This window comes from Kluyvera sp. 142486 (assembly GCF_046569695.1).
GTDB lineage: Bacteria > Pseudomonadota > Gammaproteobacteria > Enterobacterales > Enterobacteriaceae > Kluyvera.
In genome coordinates this window covers 13809-30756 of record NZ_JBKHUI010000003.1, presented here as the reverse complement: position 1 = coordinate 30756, position 16948 = coordinate 13809, and the positions used below count along the sequence as shown (strand labels likewise).

The window sequence follows — 16948 nt, the reverse complement described above, 5'->3', positions numbered from 1 at the left end:
CCGTTAAGTAAGGCCAAACGTTTTATATTAATGTCAAACTCTTTGAGTTTTGGACAATCCTGAATTAACAACGGAGTATTTCCATGCCACGTCGTCGCGTCATTGGTCAGCGTAAAATCCTGCCAGATCCTAAGTTCGGATCAGAACTGCTGGCTAAATTTGTCAACATTCTGATGGTAGATGGTAAAAAATCTACTGCAGAATCAATCGTATACAGCGCGCTGGAGACCCTGGCTCAGCGTTCTGGTAAAAATGAACTGGAAGCATTCGAAGTTGCGCTCGAAAACGTGCGCCCAACTGTCGAAGTTAAGTCCCGCCGCGTAGGTGGTTCTACTTATCAGGTTCCAGTTGAAGTTCGTCCGGTCCGTCGTAATGCTCTGGCAATGCGTTGGATCGTTGAAGCTGCTCGTAAACGCGGTGATAAATCCATGGCTCTGCGCCTGGCGAACGAACTTTCTGACGCTGCAGACAACAAAGGTACTGCAGTTAAGAAACGTGAAGACGTTCACCGTATGGCAGAAGCCAACAAGGCGTTCGCACACTACCGTTGGTAATCCCTTCGGAGTATTAGTCACCAGGCGGGCGCTTCAGCGAAGCTGCCCGCTTTGGGTTACTTAACTGAACGCCTAAAAAGATAAACGAGGAATCAAATGGCTCGTACAACACCCATCGCACGCTACCGTAATATCGGTATCAGTGCGCACATCGACGCCGGTAAAACCACTACTACCGAACGTATTCTGTTCTACACCGGTGTAAACCACAAAATCGGTGAAGTTCACGACGGCGCCGCTACCATGGACTGGATGGAGCAGGAGCAGGAACGTGGTATTACCATCACTTCCGCAGCAACTACTGCATTCTGGTCTGGTATGGCTAAGCAGTATGAACCGCACCGCGTAAACATCATCGACACCCCGGGGCACGTTGACTTCACTATCGAAGTAGAACGTTCCATGCGTGTTCTTGACGGTGCGGTAATGGTTTACTGCGCAGTTGGTGGTGTTCAGCCACAGTCTGAAACCGTATGGCGTCAGGCTAACAAATATAAAGTTCCACGTATTGCGTTCGTTAACAAAATGGACCGTATGGGTGCGAACTTCCTGAAAGTTGTTGGTCAGATCAAAACCCGTCTGGGCGCGAACCCTGTTCCGCTGCAGCTGGCAATTGGTGCTGAAGAAGGTTTCACCGGTGTTGTTGACCTGGTGAAAATGAAAGCCATCAACTGGAACGAAGAAGACGCAGGCGTTACCTTCACTTATGAAGATATCCCAGCAGACATGCAGGACCTGGCTGACGAATGGCACCAGAACCTGATCGAGTCCGCTGCAGAAGCTTCAGAAGAGCTGATGGAGAAATACCTGGGTGGTGAAGAACTGACTGAAGAAGAGATCAAAAAAGCTCTGCGTCAGCGCGTTCTGAACAACGAAATCATCCTGGTAACCTGTGGTTCTGCGTTCAAGAACAAAGGTGTTCAGGCGATGCTGGATGCGGTAATTGATTACCTGCCATCCCCAATCGACGTACCTGCGATCAATGGTATCCTGGACGACGGTAAAGACACTCCGGCAGAACGTCACGCAAGCGACGATGAGCCGTTCTCTGCACTGGCGTTCAAAATTGCTACCGACCCGTTTGTTGGTAACTTGACCTTCTTCCGTGTGTATTCTGGTGTGGTTAACTCTGGTGATACCGTACTGAACTCCGTGAAAACTGCACGTGAGCGTTTCGGCCGTATCGTACAGATGCACGCTAACAAACGTGAAGAGATCAAAGAAGTTCGCGCGGGCGACATCGCTGCTGCAATCGGTCTGAAAGACGTAACTACCGGTGACACTCTGTGTGACCCAGATGCGCCTATCATTCTGGAACGTATGGAATTCCCAGAGCCGGTAATCTCCATCGCAGTAGAACCAAAAACCAAAGCTGACCAGGAAAAAATGGGTCTGGCTCTGGGCCGTCTGGCTAAAGAAGACCCATCATTCCGCGTATGGACTGATGAAGAATCTAACCAGACCATTATCGCCGGTATGGGTGAACTGCACCTCGACATCATCGTTGACCGTATGAAACGTGAATTCAACGTTGAAGCGAACGTCGGTAAACCTCAGGTTGCTTACCGCGAAGCGATTCGCGCGAAAGTTACCGATATCGAAGGTAAGCACGCTAAGCAGTCTGGTGGTCGCGGTCAGTACGGTCATGTTGTTATCGACATGTACCCACTGGAGCCGGGTTCTAACCCGAAAGGCTACGAATTCATCAACGACATTAAAGGTGGTGTAATCCCTGGTGAATACATCCCAGCCGTTGATAAAGGTATCCAGGAACAGCTGAAATCTGGCCCGCTGGCTGGTTACCCGGTTGTTGACATGGGTGTTCGTCTGCACTTCGGTTCTTACCATGACGTTGACTCCTCTGAACTGGCGTTTAAACTGGCAGCTTCTCTGGCGTTTAAAGACGGCTTTAAGAAAGCGAAACCAGTTCTGCTTGAGCCTATCATGAAGGTTGAAGTAGAGACTCCTGAAGAGAACACTGGTGACGTTATCGGTGACTTGAGCCGCCGTCGTGGTATGCTCAAAGGTCAGGAATCCAACGTGACTGGCGTTGTGATCCACGCTGAAGTTCCGCTGTCCGAAATGTTCGGTTATGCAACTCAGCTGCGTTCACTGACCAAAGGCCGTGCTTCTTACTCCATGGAGTTCCTGAAGTACGACGATGCGCCGAACAACGTTGCTCAGGCCGTTATTGAAGCCCGTGGTAAATAATCCACAGGATTAAAACCTAAGTCCCGTGCTCTCTCCAAAGGGGAGAGCACTATAGTAAGGAATATAGCCGTGTCTAAAGAAAAATTTGAACGTACAAAACCGCACGTTAACGTCGGCACCATCGGCCACGTTGACCACGGTAAAACTACCCTGACTGCTGCAATCACTACCGTACTGGCTAAAACCTACGGCGGTGCTGCTCGTGCTTTCGACCAGATCGATAACGCACCAGAAGAAAAAGCTCGTGGTATCACCATCAACACTTCCCACGTTGAATATGACACCCCGACTCGCCACTACGCACACGTAGACTGCCCAGGCCACGCCGACTATGTTAAAAACATGATCACCGGTGCTGCGCAGATGGACGGCGCGATCCTGGTTGTTGCTGCGACTGATGGCCCTATGCCACAGACTCGTGAGCACATCCTGCTGGGTCGTCAGGTAGGCGTTCCTTACATCATCGTGTTCCTGAACAAATGTGACATGGTTGATGACGAAGAGCTGCTGGAACTGGTTGAAATGGAAGTTCGTGAACTTCTGTCCCAGTACGACTTCCCAGGTGATGACACCCCAATCATCCGTGGTTCTGCTCTGAAAGCGCTGGAAGGCGAAGCAGAGTGGGAAGCGAAAATCATCGAACTGGCTGGCTTCCTGGATTCTTACATCCCAGAACCAGAACGTGCTATCGACAAGCCGTTCCTGCTGCCAATCGAAGACGTATTCTCCATCTCCGGTCGTGGTACCGTTGTTACCGGTCGTGTAGAACGCGGTATCATCAAAGTTGGTGAAGAAGTTGAAATCGTTGGTATCAAAGAGACTGCTAAGTCTACCTGTACCGGCGTTGAAATGTTCCGCAAACTGCTGGACGAAGGCCGTGCTGGTGAGAACGTTGGTGTTCTGCTGCGTGGTATCAAACGTGAAGAAATCGAACGTGGTCAGGTTCTGGCTAAGCCAGGCTCTATCAAGCCGCACACCAAGTTCGAATCTGAAGTGTACATTCTGTCCAAAGACGAAGGCGGCCGTCATACTCCGTTCTTCAAAGGCTACCGTCCACAGTTCTACTTCCGTACTACTGACGTGACCGGTACCATCGAACTGCCAGAAGGCGTTGAGATGGTAATGCCAGGCGACAACATCAAGATGGTTGTGACTCTGATCCACCCAATCGCGATGGACGACGGTCTGCGTTTCGCAATCCGTGAAGGCGGCCGTACTGTAGGTGCGGGCGTTGTTGCTAAAGTAATGAGCTAATTATTTATTAATTAGTTTTGCACTTGAAAAGGGCACTTCGGTGCCCTTTTTGCTTTTTTGGTATTTGTCCCGGCAATATTTTCCGCACGATTTGATCCCTTATTTCACGTGACTTCCCGCGTCTGGCTATTGTAATCATAATTATTCTCACTTACACTTTGTTCAGAAATTGAACGGGAGTGGTTATGTACGTTTGTTTGTGTAATGGCGTCAGCGATAAAAAAATTCGCCAGGCAGTACGCCAGTTTCATCCGCAGTCTTTCCAGCAATTAAGAAAATGCATTCCTATTGGAAATCAATGTGGTAAGTGCGTCCGCGCTGCGCGAGAGGTGATGGAAGACGAATTAATGCAAATGCCAGAGTTCAAAGAGATCGCCTAAGCTCGGATTTCTTTTTTGACATCCCTGTAGCCCGTTCTACGCTTCAATAAGTGGAAGCGGAGGGTCTATATAATGAAAGGTGATGTTAAGATAATAAATTATCTCAATAAATTATTGGGAAACGAGCTTGTCGCAATCAACCAATACTTTCTCCATGCGAGAATGTTCAAAAACTGGGGCCTGATGCGCCTCAACGATATTGAATACCACGAATCCATTGATGAAATGAAACACGCCGATCAGTACATCGAGCGTATTCTGTTTCTTGAAGGGATCCCTAATCTGCAGGACCTTGGCAAGCTGCATATCGGCGAAGATGTCGAAGAGATGCTGCAGTCTGACTTAAAGCTTGAACTGGACGGCGCGAAGGATCTGCGTGAAGCCATTGCCTACGCTGATAGTGTCCATGACTACGTCAGCCGCGATATGTTGATTACTATCCTCACCGAGGAAGAGCATCACATTGACTGGCTGGAGACCGAACTGGATCTGATCGGCAAAATTGGTCTGCAGAACTACTTACAGTCGCAAATCAAGGTTGAAGGCTAAAAGCCGATACGCCTGCCATAATAAAACCCGCCGCTCCCAGAAATGGTCCAAATGGCAGCGGGTTTTTTATATTCTCCGCCTGATGTAGCCACAGCGCTTTCCCCACAATAAAGGCACACGCCAGCAGTGTAGCTACCAACACAAGCAGCGGTAGAGATTGCCAGCCGTGCCAGGCGCCGAGTGCCGCCACATACTTCACGTCACCATACCCTAAGCCTTCACGGTGCCGCAGTGCGCGGTATCCCCAGTAAAAGAGTGCCATCGTGCAATAGCCTGCAATCGCTCCCCATAACGCTTCGTTACTTCTTGTTGGGTTCAGGCAGAGCTGGCTCAAGAGCCCGCCCCAAAGAAGAGGGCAGGTGAAGGCGTCACGTAAAAAACCGGTGCGGTAGTCTTGCCAACACAGGATGACGTTGAGTACGGCATAGAGAAGATAGAAGGGGAGGGCCGGAAGCATCATTTTGGTTTCCATAAGGGGCTATGCCGGCAGTGTGCGAGGTGAAGGGAAGAGCGGCAACAGCTGATGTGCCTTTTCACGATACGCTATCCAGACGAACACGCACCGTTGCCCTTTGTGCAGCAATTATGCGAACTGCCTTCCGGGCTTTGCTGACTAATTTATAAACGCGACTTGCTTAGTATGGGTATACGTGTATAATGCGCGGGCTTGTCTAATATAGACAGCGGTTCAATATGAACCACCGGTACTGCGTAAGCGATACCAGACAATGTTCCCAATTGGGGAACTCTGTAAGAACGGTTACACTCTCCCATCAATCGTAATGGGTTTGAGGAGTAACTATTTCGTCTATAAAATAATTGGAGCTCTGGTCTCATGCAGAACCAAAGAATCCGTATCCGCCTGAAAGCGTTTGATCATCGTCTGATCGATCAATCAACCGCGGAAATCGTCGAGACTGCTAAGCGCACTGGTGCGCAAGTCCGTGGTCCGATCCCGCTGCCGACCCGCAAAGAGCGCTTTACCGTTCTGATCTCCCCGCACGTCAACAAAGACGCGCGTGATCAGTACGAAATTCGCACTCACAAGCGTCTGGTTGACATCGTTGAGCCAACTGAAAAAACCGTTGATGCTCTGATGCGTCTGGACCTGGCTGCCGGTGTAGACGTGCAGATCAGCCTGGGTTAATCAGGTCATCGAGCGATTGAGAGGTTGATACAATGATTGGTTTAGTCGGTAAAAAAGTGGGTATGACCCGCATCTTCACTGAAGATGGCGTTTCTATCCCAGTAACCGTTATCGAAGTTGAAGCAAACCGCGTTACTCAGATCAAAGATCTGGCTAACGATGGCTATCGCGCTGTTCAGGTTACCACTGGTGCTAAAAAAGCTAACCGTGTAACCAAGCCGGAAGCTGGTCACTTCGCTAAAGCTGGCGTAGAAGCTGGCCGCGGCCTGTGGGAGTTCCGTCTGGCAGATGGTGAAGAATACACCGTTGGTCAGGACATTAGCGTTGAACTGTTTGCTGACGTTAAAAAAGTTGACGTAACCGGTACCTCTAAAGGTAAAGGTTTCGCTGGTACCGTTAAGCGCTGGAACTTCCGTACCCAGGACGCTACTCACGGTAACTCCTTGTCTCACCGCGTTCCGGGTTCTATCGGTCAGAACCAGACTCCGGGCAAAGTGTTCAAAGGCAAGAAAATGGCAGGTCAGATGGGTAACGAACGTGTCACCGTTCAGAGCCTTGACGTAGTACGCGTTGACGCTGAGCGCAACCTGCTGCTGGTTAAAGGTGGTGTTCCGGGTGCGACCGGTTGCGACCTGATCGTTAAACCAGCTGTGAAGGCGTAAGGGGATAGCAATGGAATTAGTATTGAAAGACGCGCAGAGCGCGCTGACTGTTTCCGAAACTACCTTCGGTCGTGATTTCAACGAAGCGCTGGTTCACCAGGTTGTTGTTGCTTATGCAGCTGGTGCTCGTCAGGGTACTCGTGCTCAGAAGACTCGTGCTGAAGTAACTGGTTCAGGCAAAAAGCCATGGCGCCAGAAAGGTACCGGCCGTGCGCGTTCAGGTTCTATCAAGAGCCCGATCTGGCGTTCAGGTGGCGTGACCTTCGCTGCTCGTCCACAGGACCACAGTCAAAAAGTTAACAAAAAGATGTACCGCGGCGCGCTGAAAAGCATCCTGTCCGAACTGGTACGTCAGGATCGTCTGATCGTTGTCGAATCATTCTCTGTTGAAGCGCCTAAAACTAAGCTGCTGGCACAGAAACTGAAAGACATGGCTCTGGAAGATGTGCTGATCATCACCGGTGAGCTGGACGAAAACCTGTTCCTGGCTGCGCGCAACCTGCACAAGGTTGACGTACGCGATGCAACTGGTATCGACCCGGTTAGCCTGATCGCCTTCGACAAAGTCGTAATGACTGCTGATGCTGTTAAGCAAGTTGAGGAGATGCTGGCATGATTCGTGAAGAACGTCTGCTGAAGGTGCTGCGCGCACCGCACGTTTCTGAAAAAGCGTCTACTGCGATGGAAAAAACCAATACCATCGTTCTCAAAGTTGCCAAAGACGCGACCAAAGCAGAAATCAAAGCTGCTGTGCAGAAACTGTTTGAAGTCGAAGTCGAAGTCGTTAACACCCTGGTAGTTAAAGGGAAAGTTAAACGTCACGGACAGCGTATCGGTCGTCGTAGCGACTGGAAAAAAGCTTACGTCACCCTGAAGGAAGGCCAGAATCTGGACTTCGTCGGCGGCGCTGAGTAAGTCGGAGGAGTAATACAATGGCAGTTGTTAAATGTAAACCGACATCTCCGGGTCGTCGCCACGTCGTTAAAGTGGTCAACCCAGAGCTGCACAAGGGCAAACCTTTTGCTCCGCTGGTTGAAAAAAACAGCAAATCCGGTGGTCGTAACAACAATGGCCGCATCACCACTCGTCACATCGGTGGTGGTCACAAGCAGGCTTACCGTATTGTTGACTTCAAACGCAACAAAGACGGTATCCCGGCAATTGTTGAACGTCTTGAGTACGATCCGAACCGCTCCGCGAACATCGCGCTGGTTCTGTACAAAGACGGCGAACGTCGTTACATCCTGGCCCCTAAAGGCCTGAAAGCTGGCGACCAGATTCAGTCTGGCGTTGATGCTGCAATCAAAGCAGGTAACACCCTGCCGATGCGCAATATCCCGGTTGGTTCTACCGTTCATAACGTAGAAATGAAACCAGGTAAAGGCGGTCAGCTGGCACGTTCCGCTGGTACTTACGTTCAGATCGTTGCTCGCGATGGTGCTTATGTCACCCTGCGTCTGCGTTCTGGTGAAATGCGTAAAGTCGAAGCAGAATGCCGTGCAACTCTGGGCGAAGTTGGCAATGCTGAGCATATGCTGCGCGTTCTGGGTAAAGCAGGTGCTGCACGCTGGCGTGGTGTTCGTCCTACCGTTCGCGGTACTGCGATGAACCCAGTCGACCACCCACATGGTGGTGGTGAAGGTCGTAACTTTGGTAAGCACCCGGTATCCCCGTGGGGCCTCCAGACCAAAGGTAAGAAGACCCGCAGCAACAAGCGTACTGATAAATTCATCGTACGTCGCCGTAGCAAATAATTTTAGAGGATAAGCCATGCCACGTTCTCTCAAGAAAGGTCCTTTTATTGACCTGCACTTGCTGAAGAAGGTAGAGAAAGCGGTGGAAAGCGGAGACAAGAAGCCCCTGCGCACTTGGTCCCGTCGTTCAACGATCTTTCCTAACATGATCGGTTTGACCATCGCTGTCCATAATGGTCGTCAGCACGTTCCGGTATTTGTAACCGACGAAATGGTTGGTCACAAACTGGGTGAATTCGCACCGACTCGTACTTATCGCGGCCACGCTGCTGATAAAAAAGCGAAGAAGAAATAAGGTAGGAGGAAGAGATGGAAACTTTAGCTCAACATCGCCATGCTCGTTCTTCTGCTCAGAAGGTTCGCCTTGTTGCTGACCTGATTCGCGGTAAGAAAGTGTCGCAGGCGCTGGAAATTCTGACCTACACCAATAAGAAAGCGGCTGTACTGGTCAAGAAAGTTCTGGAATCTGCCATTGCTAACGCTGAACACAACGATGGCGCTGACATTGATGATCTGAAAGTTACGAAAATTTTCGTAGACGAAGGCCCAAGCATGAAGCGCATTATGCCGCGTGCTAAAGGTCGTGCAGATCGCATCCTGAAGCGCACCAGCCACATCACTGTGGTTGTGTCCGATCGCTGAGACTCTGGAGACTAGCAATGGGTCAGAAAGTACATCCTAATGGTATTCGCCTGGGTATTGTAAAACCATGGAACTCTACTTGGTTTGCGAACACCAAAGAATTCGCTGACAACCTGGACAGCGATTTTAAAGTACGTCAGTACCTGACTAAGGAACTGGCTAAGGCGTCCGTATCTCGTATCGTTATCGAGCGTCCGGCTAAGAGCATCCGTGTGACCATTCACACTGCTCGCCCGGGCATCGTAATCGGTAAGAAAGGCGAAGACGTAGAAAAACTGCGCAAGGTCGTAGCGGATATCGCTGGCGTTCCTGCACAGATCAATATCGCTGAAGTTCGTAAGCCTGAACTGGACGCTAAATTGGTTGCTGACAGCATCACTTCACAGCTGGAACGTCGCGTTATGTTCCGTCGTGCTATGAAGCGTGCTGTACAGAACGCAATGCGTCTGGGCGCGAAGGGTATTAAAGTTGAAGTTAGCGGCCGTCTGGGCGGCGCGGAAATCGCACGTACCGAATGGTACCGCGAAGGTCGCGTACCTCTGCACACTCTGCGTGCTGACATCGACTACAACACCTCTGAAGCGCACACCACTTACGGTGTAATCGGCGTTAAGGTATGGATCTTCAAAGGTGAGATCCTGGGTGGTATGGCTGCTGTTGAACAACCGGAACCGGCTGCTCAACCTAAAAAGCAGCAGCGTAAAGGCCGTAAATAAGGAGCGTCGCTGATGTTACAACCAAAGCGTACAAAATTCCGTAAAGTGCACAAAGGCCGTAACCGCGGTCTGGCGCAGGGTACGGATGTTAGCTTCGGCAGCTTCGGCCTGAAAGCTGTTGGCCGTGGTCGTCTGACTGCACGTCAGATCGAAGCAGCACGTCGTGCAATGACCCGTGCAGTTAAGCGTCAAGGTAAGATCTGGATCCGTGTATTCCCGGACAAACCGATCACCGAGAAACCGCTGGCAGTGCGTATGGGTAAAGGTAAAGGTAACGTGGAGTATTGGGTTGCCTTGATCCAGCCGGGTAAAGTCCTGTATGAAATGGACGGTGTCCCGGAAGAGCTGGCCCGTGAAGCATTCGGCCTCGCTGCAGCGAAACTGCCGATCAAAACCACCTTTGTAACTAAGACGGTGATGTAATGAAAGCAAAAGAGCTGCGTGAAAAAAGCGTTGAAGAGCTGAACGCTGAGCTGCTGAACCTGCTGCGTGAGCAGTTCAACCTGCGCATGCAGGCTGCCAGTGGCCAGCTGCAACAGACTCACCTGCTGAAGCAGGTTCGTCGTGATGTTGCACGCGTTAAGACTTTACTGACTCAGAAGGCGGGTGCGTAATGACCGATAAAATCCGTACTCTGCAAGGTCGCGTAGTTAGCGCAAAAATGGAGAAATCCATTGTTGTTGCTATCGAACGTATGGTGAAACACCCGGTATACGGCAAATTCATCAAACGTACGACCAAACTGCACGTACATGACGAGAACAACGAATGCGGTATGGGCGACGTGGTTGAAATCCGCGAATGCCGTCCGCTGTCCAAGACTAAGTCCTGGACGCTGGTTCGCGTTGTAGAGAAAGCGGTTCTGTAATACAGTACTCGTTCTCGATACGAATAAACGGCTCAGCGATGAGCCGTTTATTTTTTCTACCCTTATCGTTGAAGCGGTGTTATAATGCTGCGCCCTCGATATGGGGCTTTTTAACGACCTGAATTCGGGTCTCAGTAGTAGTTGACATTAGCGGAGCACTAAAATGATCCAAGAACAGACTATGCTGAACGTCGCCGACAACTCCGGTGCACGTCGCGTAATGTGTATCAAGGTTCTGGGTGGCTCGCACCGTCGCTACGCAGGCGTAGGCGACATCATCAAGATCACCATCAAGGAAGCAATTCCACGTGGTAAGGTCAAAAAAGGTGATGTGCTGAAGGCGGTAGTGGTGCGCACCAAGAAGGGTGTTCGTCGCCCGGACGGTTCTGTCATTCGCTTCGATGGTAATGCATGCGTTATTTTAAACAATAACAGCGAGCAACCTATCGGTACGCGTATTTTTGGGCCGGTAACTCGTGAACTTCGTAACGAGAAGTTCATGAAAATTATCTCTCTGGCACCAGAAGTACTCTAAGGAGCGAATCATGGCAGCGAAAATCCGTCGTGATGACGAAGTTATCGTGTTAACCGGTAAAGATAAAGGTAAACGCGGTAAAGTTAAGAATGTCTTGTCTTCCGGCAAGGTTATCGTTGAAGGTATCAACCTGGTTAAGAAACACCAGAAGCCGGTTCCGGCTCTGAACCAACCAGGCGGCATTGTAGAGAAAGAAGCAGCTATTCAGATCTCTAACATTGCACTGTTCAACGCGGCTACCGGCAAGGCTGACCGTGTAGGCTTTAGATTCGAAGACGGCAAAAAAGTCCGTTTCTTCAAGTCTAACAGCGAAACTATCAAGTAATTTGGAGTAGTACGATGGCGAAACTGCATGATTACTACAAAGACGAAGTAGTCGCTAAACTCATGTCTGAGTTTAACTACAATTCTGTCATGCAAGTCCCTCGGGTCGAGAAGATCACCCTGAACATGGGTGTTGGTGAAGCGATCGCTGACAAGAAACTGCTGGATAACGCAGCAGCTGATCTGACAGCAATCTCCGGTCAAAAGCCGTTGATCACCAAAGCACGCAAATCAGTTGCAGGCTTCAAAATCCGTCAGGGCTATCCGATCGGCTGTAAAGTAACTCTGCGTGGCGAACGCATGTGGGAGTTCTTTGAGCGCCTGATCACTATTGCTGTACCACGTATCCGTGACTTCCGTGGCTTGTCCGCTAAGTCATTCGACGGCCGTGGTAACTACAGCATGGGTGTCCGTGAGCAGATCATCTTCCCAGAAATCGACTACGATAAAGTCGACCGCGTACGTGGTTTGGATATTACCATCACCACTACTGCGAAATCTGACGAAGAAGGCCGTGCTCTGCTGGCTGCCTTTGACTTCCCGTTCCGCAAGTAAGGTAGGGTTACTGAATGGCTAAGCAATCAATGAAAGCACGCGAAGTAAAGCGCGTAGCTTTAGCTGATAAATTCTTCGCTAAACGCGCTGAACTCAAAGCTATCATCTCTGATGTGAACGCAACCGACGAAGATCGTTGGAATGCTGTTCTGAAGCTGCAGTCTCTGCCGCGTGATTCCAGCCCGTCTCGTCAGCGTAAACGCTGCCGTCAAACTGGTCGTCCGCATGGCTATGTGGGCAAGTTCGGGTTGAGCCGTATCAAGCTTCGTGAAGCCGCTATGCGCGGTGAAGTACCAGGCTTGAAAAAGGCTAGCTGGTAATTACCAATTGAATCACGGGAGTAAAGACAGATGAGCATGCAAGATCCGATCGCGGATATGCTGACCCGTATCCGTAACGGTCAGGCCGCGAATAAAGCTGCGGTCACCATGCCTTCCTCCAAGCTGAAAGTGGCAATTGCCAACGTGCTGAAGGAAGAAGGTTTTATTGAAGATTTTAAAGTTGAAGGCGACACCAAGCCGGAACTGGAACTTACTCTTAAGTATTTCCAGGGTAAAGCTGTTGTAGAAAGCATTCAGCGTGTTAGTCGCCCAGGTCTGCGTATTTATAAGCGCAAAGACGAGCTGCCAAAAGTTATGGCTGGCATGGGTATCGCGGTTGTTTCTACCTCTAAAGGTGTTATGACTGATCGTGCAGCGCGCCAGGCTGGTCTTGGTGGCGAAATTATCTGCTACGTAGCCTAATCGGAGGAAAAAATGTCTCGTGTTGCTAAAGCACCGGTCGTTGTTCCTGCCGGCGTTGATGTAAAAATCAACGGTCAGGTTATTACGATCAAAGGTAAGAACGGCGAGCTGACTCGTACTCTCAACGATGCTGTTGAAGTTAAACATGCAGATAATGCTCTGACTTTCGGTCCACGTGATGGTTACGTAGACGGTTGGGCTCAGGCTGGTACCGCGCGTGCCCTGCTTAACGCAATGGTTGTCGGTGTTACCGAAGGCTTCACTAAGAAGTTACAGCTGGTTGGTGTAGGTTATCGTGCAGCGATCAAAGGGAATGCAGTAAGCCTGTCTTTAGGCTTCTCTCACCCTGTTGAGCATCAGCTGCCTGCAGGTATTACTGCTGAATGTCCGACTCAAACTGAAATCGTGCTGAAAGGCGCTGATAAGCAGGTGATCGGCCAGGTAGCAGCGGATCTGCGCGCCTACCGTCGTCCTGAGCCTTATAAAGGCAAGGGTGTTCGTTACGCCGACGAAGTCGTGCGTACCAAAGAGGCTAAGAAGAAGTAAGGTAACACTATGGATAAGAAATCTGCTCGTATCCGTCGTGCGACCCGCGCACGCCGCAAGCTCCAGGAGCTGGGTGCAACTCGCCTGGTGGTACATCGTACCCCGCGTCATATTTACGCACAGGTCATTGCACCAAACGGTTCCGAAGTTCTGGTAGCTGCTTCTACTGTAGAAAAAGCTATCGCTGAACAACTGAAGTACACCGGTAACAAAGACGCTGCAGCAGCTGTGGGTAAAGCTGTCGCTGAACGCGCTCTGGAAAAAGGCATCAAAGATGTGTCCTTTGACCGTTCCGGGTTCCAATATCATGGTCGTGTCCAGGCACTGGCAGATGCTGCCCGTGAAGCTGGCCTTCAGTTCTAAGGTAGAGGTGTAAGATGGCTCACATCGAAAAACAAGCTGGCGAACTGCAGGAAAAGCTGATCGCGGTAAACCGCGTATCTAAAACCGTTAAAGGTGGTCGTATTTTCTCCTTCACAGCTCTGACTGTAGTTGGTGATGGTAACGGTCGCGTTGGTTTTGGTTACGGTAAAGCGCGTGAAGTTCCAGCAGCGATCCAGAAAGCGATGGAAAAAGCCCGTCGCAATATGATTAACGTCGCGCTGAATACCGGCACCCTGCAGCACCCAGTTAAGGGTACTCACACGGGTTCTCGTGTATTCATGCAGCCGGCTTCTGAAGGTACCGGTATCATCGCCGGTGGTGCAATGCGCGCCGTCCTGGAAGTCGCTGGGGTTCGTAACGTTCTGGCTAAAGCGTATGGTTCCACCAACCCGATTAACGTGGTTCGTGCAACTATCGACGGTCTGGAAAATATGAAATCTCCGGAAATGGTCGCTGCCAAGCGTGGTAAATCCGTTGAAGAAATTCTGGGGAAATAAACCATGGCAAAGACTATTAAAATTACTCAAACCCGCAGTGCAATCGGTCGTCTGCCGAAACACAAGGCAACGCTGCTTGGCCTGGGTCTGCGTCGTATTGGTCACACCGTAGAACGCGAGGATACTCCTGCTGTTCGTGGTATGGTCAACGCGGTTTACTTCATGGTTAAAGTTGAGGAGTAAGAGATGCGTTTAAATACTCTGTCTCCGGCCGAAGGCTCTAAAAAGGCGGGTCGCCGTCTGGGTCGTGGTATCGGTTCTGGCCTCGGTAAAACCGGCGGTCGTGGTCACAAAGGTCAGAAATCTCGTTCTGGCGGTGGCGTACGTCGTGGTTTCGAGGGTGGCCAGATGCCACTGTACCGTCGTCTGCCGAAGTTCGGCTTCACTTCTCGCAAATCAGCGATTACAGCGGAAGTCCGTCTGTCTGACCTGGCGAAAGTGGAAGGCGGTATTGTTGACCTGAACACGCTGAAAGCAGCTAACATTATCGGTATTCAGATCGAGTTCGCGAAAGTGATCCTGTCTGGTGAGGTTTCTACCCCGGTAACTGTTCGTGGCCTGCGTGTTACTAAAGGCGCTCGTGCTGCTATCGAAGCTGCTGGCGGTAAAATCGAGGAATAAGTAGCAGATGGCTAAACAACCGGGATTAGATTTTCAAAGTGCCAAAGGTGGCTTAGGCGAGCTGAAACGCAGACTGTTGTTTGTAATCGGTGCGCTTATTGTGTTCCGTATTGGCTCTTTTATTCCGATCCCTGGTATTGATGCCGCTGTACTTGCCAAACTGCTTGAGCAACAGCGAGGCACCATCATTGAAATGTTCAACATGTTCTCTGGTGGTGCTCTCAGCCGTGCTTCTATCTTTGCCCTGGGTATCATGCCGTATATTTCGGCATCGATTATTATCCAGCTGCTGACGGTGGTTCATCCAACGCTGGCAGAAATCAAGAAAGAAGGGGAGTCTGGTCGTCGTAAGATCAGCCAGTACACCCGTTACGGCACTCTGGTGCTGGCAATATTCCAGTCAATCGGTATTGCTACCGGTTTACCGAATATGCCTGGTATGCAGGGCCTGGTAATCAATCCAGGCTTTGCATTCTATTTCACCGCTGTTGTGAGTCTGGTTACAGGGACTATGTTCCTGATGTGGCTCGGCGAACAGATTACTGAGCGTGGTATCGGCAACGGTATCTCAATCATTATCTTCGCTGGTATCGTTGCGGGACTCCCGCCAGCCATTGCCCATACTATCGAGCAAGCGCGTCAAGGCGACCTGCACTTCCTCCTGTTGCTGTTGGTTGCAGTATTAGTGTTTGCAGTGACGTTCTTTGTTGTATTTGTTGAGCGTGGTCAACGCCGCATTGTGGTAAACTACGCGAAACGTCAGCAAGGTCGTCGTGTCTATGCTGCACAGAGCACACATTTACCGCTGAAAGTGAATATGGCCGGGGTAATCCCAGCAATCTTTGCTTCCAGTATTATTCTGTTCCCTGCGACCATCGCGTCATGGTTCGGGGGCGGTACCGGTTGGAACTGGCTGACAACAATTTCGCTGTATTTGCAGCCTGGGCAACCGCTTTATGTGTTACTCTATGCGTCTGCAATCATCTTCTTCTGTTTCTTCTACACGGCGTTGGTTTTCAACCCGCGTGAAACAGCAGATAACCTGAAGAAGTCCGGTGCATTTGTACCAGGAATTCGTCCGGGAGAGCAAACGGCGAAGTATATCGATAAAGTAATGACTCGCCTGACTCTCGTTGGTGCGTTGTATATTACTTTTATCTGCCTGATCCCGGAGTTCATGCGTGATGCAATGAAAGTGCCGTTCTACTTCGGTGGGACATCGCTACTGATCGTTGTTGTCGTGATTATGGACTTTATGGCTCAAGTGCAAACTCTGATGATGTCAAGTCAGTACGAGTCTGCATTGAAGAAGGCGAACCTCAAAGGCTATAGCCGCTAAAAGGTCGCCCGAGAAGTTACGGAGAGTAAAAATGAAAGTTCGTGCTTCCGTCAAGAAATTATGCCGTAACTGCAAAATCGTTAAGCGTGATGGTGTCATCCGTGTGATTTGCAGCGCCGAGCCGAAGCATAAACAGCGCCAAGGCTGATTTATTCGCATATTTTTCTTGCAAAGTTGGGTTGAGCTGGCTAGATTAGCCAGCCAATCTTTTGTATGTCTGTACGTTTCCATTTGAGTATCCTGAAAACGGGCTTTTCAGCATGGTGCGTACATATTAAATAGTAGGAGTGCATAGTGGCCCGTATAGCAGGCATTAACATTCCTGATCAGAAACATGCTGTGATCGCGTTAACCTCGATCTATGGCGTCGGCAAGACCCGTTCTAAAGCCATCCTGGCTGCTGCGGGTATCGCTGAAAATGTTAAGATCAGTGAGCTGTCTGAAGGACAAATCGACACGCTGCGTGACGAAGTTGCCAAATTTGTCGTTGAAGGTGATCTGCGCCGTGAAATTAGCATGAGCATCAAGCGCCTGATGGATCTTGGTTGCTATCGCGGTTTGCGTCATCGTCGTGGTCTCCCGGTTCGCGGCCAGCGTACCAAGACCAACGCACGTACCCGTAAGGGTCCGCGCAAACCGATCAAGAAATAATCGGGGTGATTGAATA

30 protein-coding genes are annotated in these 16948 nt (G+C 50.3%); 29 read left to right on the top strand and 1 reads right to left on the bottom strand.

Annotated elements, in window-relative coordinates; translation table 11 throughout:
* Positions 1-83 precede the first annotated feature (83 nt).
* The 5 genes from rpsG to bfr all read left to right on the top strand — a co-directional run bounded on the left by rpsG (position 84) and on the right by bfr (position 4948).
* Entirely contained in the window at positions 84-554 is a 471-nt protein-coding gene (gene rpsG / locus ACLGE8_RS04295) for a 30S ribosomal protein S7 (protein WP_035894363.1), read from the top strand.
* A gap of 96 nt (positions 555-650) precedes the next feature.
* Positions 651-2765: an elongation factor G gene (gene fusA, locus ACLGE8_RS04290; protein WP_123650843.1), complete on the top strand. Its 2115-nt coding sequence runs from the start codon at positions 651-653 to the stop codon at positions 2763-2765.
* Positions 2766-2834: 69 nt separating this feature from the next.
* Positions 2835-4019 carry an elongation factor Tu gene (tuf, locus tag ACLGE8_RS04285; RefSeq protein WP_046491013.1) on the top strand — a complete coding sequence of 395 codons (1185 nt, stop codon included), beginning with the start codon at positions 2835-2837 and terminating at the stop codon, positions 4017-4019.
* Between the two features lie 185 nt (positions 4020-4204).
* On the top strand, positions 4205-4399 hold the full coding sequence (gene bfd / locus ACLGE8_RS04280) for a bacterioferritin-associated ferredoxin (protein ID WP_035894970.1): 195 nt from the start codon (positions 4205-4207) through the stop codon (positions 4397-4399).
* 72 nt (positions 4400-4471) lie between these two features.
* Positions 4472-4948, top strand: coding sequence for a bacterioferritin (gene bfr / locus ACLGE8_RS04275; RefSeq protein ID WP_185668953.1), 477 nt, complete (start codon positions 4472-4474; stop codon positions 4946-4948).
* Here the strand turns inward: bfr and ACLGE8_RS04270 are convergent.
* The gene (locus ACLGE8_RS04270; RefSeq protein WP_410997113.1) at positions 4932-5405 is read right to left on the bottom strand and encodes a prepilin peptidase; all 474 of its coding nucleotides are present in this window, start codon (positions 5403-5405) and stop codon (positions 4932-4934) included. The genes bfr and ACLGE8_RS04270 overlap by 17 nt on opposite strands.
* Positions 5406-5783: 378 nt before the next feature.
* Between ACLGE8_RS04270 and rpsJ the strand changes: the two genes are divergently transcribed.
* The 24 genes from rpsJ (at position 5784) to rpsM (ending at position 16932) form a co-directional block, all read left to right on the top strand.
* Positions 5784-6095, top strand: coding sequence for a 30S ribosomal protein S10 (gene rpsJ, locus ACLGE8_RS04265; protein WP_001181005.1), 312 nt, complete (start codon positions 5784-5786; stop codon positions 6093-6095).
* A gap of 32 nt (positions 6096-6127) precedes the next feature.
* Entirely contained in the window at positions 6128-6757 is a 630-nt protein-coding gene (rplC, locus tag ACLGE8_RS04260; protein WP_035894971.1) for a 50S ribosomal protein L3, read from the top strand.
* A 10-nt stretch (positions 6758-6767) separates the two neighbouring features.
* Complete coding sequence (gene rplD / locus ACLGE8_RS04255) at positions 6768-7373, top strand: 50S ribosomal protein L4 (RefSeq protein ID WP_003031119.1); 606 nt, start codon at positions 6768-6770, stop codon at positions 7371-7373.
* On the top strand, positions 7370-7672 hold the full coding sequence (gene rplW, locus ACLGE8_RS04250; RefSeq protein ID WP_000617546.1) for a 50S ribosomal protein L23: 303 nt from the start codon (positions 7370-7372) through the stop codon (positions 7670-7672). The genes rplD and rplW overlap by 4 nt, the downstream gene beginning before the upstream one ends.
* A 17-nt stretch (positions 7673-7689) precedes the next feature.
* Positions 7690-8511, top strand: coding sequence for a 50S ribosomal protein L2 (gene rplB / locus ACLGE8_RS04245; RefSeq protein WP_035894977.1), 822 nt, complete (start codon positions 7690-7692; stop codon positions 8509-8511).
* Positions 8512-8527: 16 nt separating this feature from the next.
* Positions 8528-8806 carry a 30S ribosomal protein S19 gene (rpsS, locus tag ACLGE8_RS04240; protein WP_001138117.1) on the top strand — a complete coding sequence of 93 codons (279 nt, stop codon included), beginning with the start codon at positions 8528-8530 and terminating at the stop codon, positions 8804-8806.
* 14 nt (positions 8807-8820) lie between these two features.
* Positions 8821-9153 carry a 50S ribosomal protein L22 gene (gene rplV / locus ACLGE8_RS04235; protein ID WP_035894978.1) on the top strand — a complete coding sequence of 111 codons (333 nt, stop codon included), beginning with the start codon at positions 8821-8823 and terminating at the stop codon, positions 9151-9153.
* Positions 9154-9170: 17 nt separating this feature from the next.
* Positions 9171-9869: a 30S ribosomal protein S3 gene (gene rpsC / locus ACLGE8_RS04230; protein ID WP_006817277.1), complete on the top strand. Its 699-nt coding sequence runs from the start codon at positions 9171-9173 to the stop codon at positions 9867-9869.
* A gap of 12 nt (positions 9870-9881) precedes the next feature.
* Positions 9882-10292, top strand: coding sequence for a 50S ribosomal protein L16 (gene rplP, locus ACLGE8_RS04225; protein ID WP_035894979.1), 411 nt, complete (start codon positions 9882-9884; stop codon positions 10290-10292).
* Positions 10292-10483: a 50S ribosomal protein L29 gene (gene rpmC / locus ACLGE8_RS04220; RefSeq protein ID WP_002919754.1), complete on the top strand. Its 192-nt coding sequence runs from the start codon at positions 10292-10294 to the stop codon at positions 10481-10483. The genes rplP and rpmC overlap by 1 nt, the downstream gene beginning before the upstream one ends.
* The gene (rpsQ, locus tag ACLGE8_RS04215; RefSeq protein ID WP_035894980.1) at positions 10483-10737 is read left to right on the top strand and encodes a 30S ribosomal protein S17; all 255 of its coding nucleotides are present in this window, start codon (positions 10483-10485) and stop codon (positions 10735-10737) included. Before rpmC ends, rpsQ begins: the two co-directional genes overlap by 1 nt.
* A gap of 163 nt (positions 10738-10900) precedes the next feature.
* On the top strand, positions 10901-11272 hold the full coding sequence (rplN, locus tag ACLGE8_RS04210) for a 50S ribosomal protein L14 (protein ID WP_000613954.1): 372 nt from the start codon (positions 10901-10903) through the stop codon (positions 11270-11272).
* Between the two features lie 10 nt (positions 11273-11282).
* The gene (rplX, locus tag ACLGE8_RS04205) at positions 11283-11597 is read left to right on the top strand and encodes a 50S ribosomal protein L24 (RefSeq protein WP_035894981.1); all 315 of its coding nucleotides are present in this window, start codon (positions 11283-11285) and stop codon (positions 11595-11597) included.
* Positions 11598-11611: 14 nt separating this feature from the next.
* Positions 11612-12151 (top strand): 50S ribosomal protein L5, encoded by a 540-nt coding sequence (gene rplE / locus ACLGE8_RS04200; RefSeq protein ID WP_064541635.1) that lies wholly within the window; start codon positions 11612-11614, stop codon positions 12149-12151.
* Between the two features lie 14 nt (positions 12152-12165).
* Positions 12166-12471 (top strand): 30S ribosomal protein S14, encoded by a 306-nt coding sequence (gene rpsN, locus ACLGE8_RS04195; protein WP_035894983.1) that lies wholly within the window; start codon positions 12166-12168, stop codon positions 12469-12471.
* A gap of 30 nt (positions 12472-12501) precedes the next feature.
* Positions 12502-12894, top strand: a complete 393-nt coding sequence (rpsH, locus tag ACLGE8_RS04190) for a 30S ribosomal protein S8 (protein WP_003031127.1) — start codon at positions 12502-12504, stop codon at positions 12892-12894.
* 12 nt (positions 12895-12906) lie between these two features.
* Complete coding sequence (rplF, locus tag ACLGE8_RS04185; RefSeq protein WP_333495607.1) at positions 12907-13440, top strand: 50S ribosomal protein L6; 534 nt, start codon at positions 12907-12909, stop codon at positions 13438-13440.
* A gap of 9 nt (positions 13441-13449) precedes the next feature.
* Positions 13450-13803, top strand: a complete 354-nt coding sequence (rplR, locus tag ACLGE8_RS04180; protein ID WP_000358960.1) for a 50S ribosomal protein L18 — start codon at positions 13450-13452, stop codon at positions 13801-13803.
* Positions 13804-13817: 14 nt separating this feature from the next.
* Entirely contained in the window at positions 13818-14321 is a 504-nt protein-coding gene (gene rpsE, locus ACLGE8_RS04175) for a 30S ribosomal protein S5 (RefSeq protein ID WP_015962744.1), read from the top strand.
* Between the two features lie 3 nt (positions 14322-14324).
* Complete coding sequence (rpmD, locus tag ACLGE8_RS04170) at positions 14325-14504, top strand: 50S ribosomal protein L30 (RefSeq protein WP_003863301.1); 180 nt, start codon at positions 14325-14327, stop codon at positions 14502-14504.
* 3 nt (positions 14505-14507) lie between these two features.
* Positions 14508-14942, top strand: a complete 435-nt coding sequence (gene rplO, locus ACLGE8_RS04165) for a 50S ribosomal protein L15 (RefSeq protein WP_035894986.1) — start codon at positions 14508-14510, stop codon at positions 14940-14942.
* 7 nt (positions 14943-14949) lie between these two features.
* Entirely contained in the window at positions 14950-16281 is a 1332-nt protein-coding gene (gene secY, locus ACLGE8_RS04160) for a preprotein translocase subunit SecY (RefSeq protein ID WP_035894987.1), read from the top strand.
* A gap of 31 nt (positions 16282-16312) precedes the next feature.
* On the top strand, positions 16313-16429 hold the full coding sequence (gene rpmJ, locus ACLGE8_RS04155) for a 50S ribosomal protein L36 (RefSeq protein WP_000868187.1): 117 nt from the start codon (positions 16313-16315) through the stop codon (positions 16427-16429).
* Positions 16430-16575: 146 nt separating this feature from the next.
* Entirely contained in the window at positions 16576-16932 is a 357-nt protein-coding gene (rpsM, locus tag ACLGE8_RS04150; protein WP_013364454.1) for a 30S ribosomal protein S13, read from the top strand.
* Positions 16933-16948: the final 16 nt, after the last annotated feature.

What these genes read in the sequence shown, in the direction of transcription:
- rpsG (WP_035894363.1), top strand. Translation starts at nt 84, where the DNA reads ATGCCACGTCGTCGCGTCATTGGTCAGCGTAAAATCCTGCCAGATCCT.
- fusA (WP_123650843.1), top strand. Translation starts at nt 651, where the DNA reads ATGGCTCGTACAACACCCATCGCACGCTACCGTAATATCGGTATCAGT.
- bfd (WP_035894970.1), top strand. Translation starts at nt 4,205, where the DNA reads ATGTACGTTTGTTTGTGTAATGGCGTCAGCGATAAAAAAATTCGCCAG.
- bfr (WP_185668953.1), top strand. Translation starts at nt 4,472, where the DNA reads ATGAAAGGTGATGTTAAGATAATAAATTATCTCAATAAATTATTGGGA.
- ACLGE8_RS04270 (WP_410997113.1), bottom strand. Translation starts at nt 5,405, where the DNA reads ATGCTTCCGGCCCTCCCCTTCTATCTTCTCTATGCCGTACTCAACGTC.
- rpsJ (WP_001181005.1), top strand. Translation starts at nt 5,784, where the DNA reads ATGCAGAACCAAAGAATCCGTATCCGCCTGAAAGCGTTTGATCATCGT.
- rplC (WP_035894971.1), top strand. Translation starts at nt 6,128, where the DNA reads ATGATTGGTTTAGTCGGTAAAAAAGTGGGTATGACCCGCATCTTCACT.
- rplD (WP_003031119.1), top strand. Translation starts at nt 6,768, where the DNA reads ATGGAATTAGTATTGAAAGACGCGCAGAGCGCGCTGACTGTTTCCGAA.
- rplW (WP_000617546.1), top strand. Translation starts at nt 7,370, where the DNA reads ATGATTCGTGAAGAACGTCTGCTGAAGGTGCTGCGCGCACCGCACGTT.
- rplB (WP_035894977.1), top strand. Translation starts at nt 7,690, where the DNA reads ATGGCAGTTGTTAAATGTAAACCGACATCTCCGGGTCGTCGCCACGTC.
- rpsS (WP_001138117.1), top strand. Translation starts at nt 8,528, where the DNA reads ATGCCACGTTCTCTCAAGAAAGGTCCTTTTATTGACCTGCACTTGCTG.
- rplV (WP_035894978.1), top strand. Translation starts at nt 8,821, where the DNA reads ATGGAAACTTTAGCTCAACATCGCCATGCTCGTTCTTCTGCTCAGAAG.
- rpsC (WP_006817277.1), top strand. Translation starts at nt 9,171, where the DNA reads ATGGGTCAGAAAGTACATCCTAATGGTATTCGCCTGGGTATTGTAAAA.
- rplP (WP_035894979.1), top strand. Translation starts at nt 9,882, where the DNA reads ATGTTACAACCAAAGCGTACAAAATTCCGTAAAGTGCACAAAGGCCGT.
- rpmC (WP_002919754.1), top strand. Translation starts at nt 10,292, where the DNA reads ATGAAAGCAAAAGAGCTGCGTGAAAAAAGCGTTGAAGAGCTGAACGCT.
- rpsQ (WP_035894980.1), top strand. Translation starts at nt 10,483, where the DNA reads ATGACCGATAAAATCCGTACTCTGCAAGGTCGCGTAGTTAGCGCAAAA.
- rplN (WP_000613954.1), top strand. Translation starts at nt 10,901, where the DNA reads ATGATCCAAGAACAGACTATGCTGAACGTCGCCGACAACTCCGGTGCA.
- rplX (WP_035894981.1), top strand. Translation starts at nt 11,283, where the DNA reads ATGGCAGCGAAAATCCGTCGTGATGACGAAGTTATCGTGTTAACCGGT.
- rplE (WP_064541635.1), top strand. Translation starts at nt 11,612, where the DNA reads ATGGCGAAACTGCATGATTACTACAAAGACGAAGTAGTCGCTAAACTC.
- rpsN (WP_035894983.1), top strand. Translation starts at nt 12,166, where the DNA reads ATGGCTAAGCAATCAATGAAAGCACGCGAAGTAAAGCGCGTAGCTTTA.
- rpsH (WP_003031127.1), top strand. Translation starts at nt 12,502, where the DNA reads ATGAGCATGCAAGATCCGATCGCGGATATGCTGACCCGTATCCGTAAC.
- rplF (WP_333495607.1), top strand. Translation starts at nt 12,907, where the DNA reads ATGTCTCGTGTTGCTAAAGCACCGGTCGTTGTTCCTGCCGGCGTTGAT.
- rplR (WP_000358960.1), top strand. Translation starts at nt 13,450, where the DNA reads ATGGATAAGAAATCTGCTCGTATCCGTCGTGCGACCCGCGCACGCCGC.
- rpsE (WP_015962744.1), top strand. Translation starts at nt 13,818, where the DNA reads ATGGCTCACATCGAAAAACAAGCTGGCGAACTGCAGGAAAAGCTGATC.
- rpmD (WP_003863301.1), top strand. Translation starts at nt 14,325, where the DNA reads ATGGCAAAGACTATTAAAATTACTCAAACCCGCAGTGCAATCGGTCGT.
- rplO (WP_035894986.1), top strand. Translation starts at nt 14,508, where the DNA reads ATGCGTTTAAATACTCTGTCTCCGGCCGAAGGCTCTAAAAAGGCGGGT.
- secY (WP_035894987.1), top strand. Translation starts at nt 14,950, where the DNA reads ATGGCTAAACAACCGGGATTAGATTTTCAAAGTGCCAAAGGTGGCTTA.
- rpmJ (WP_000868187.1), top strand. Translation starts at nt 16,313, where the DNA reads ATGAAAGTTCGTGCTTCCGTCAAGAAATTATGCCGTAACTGCAAAATC.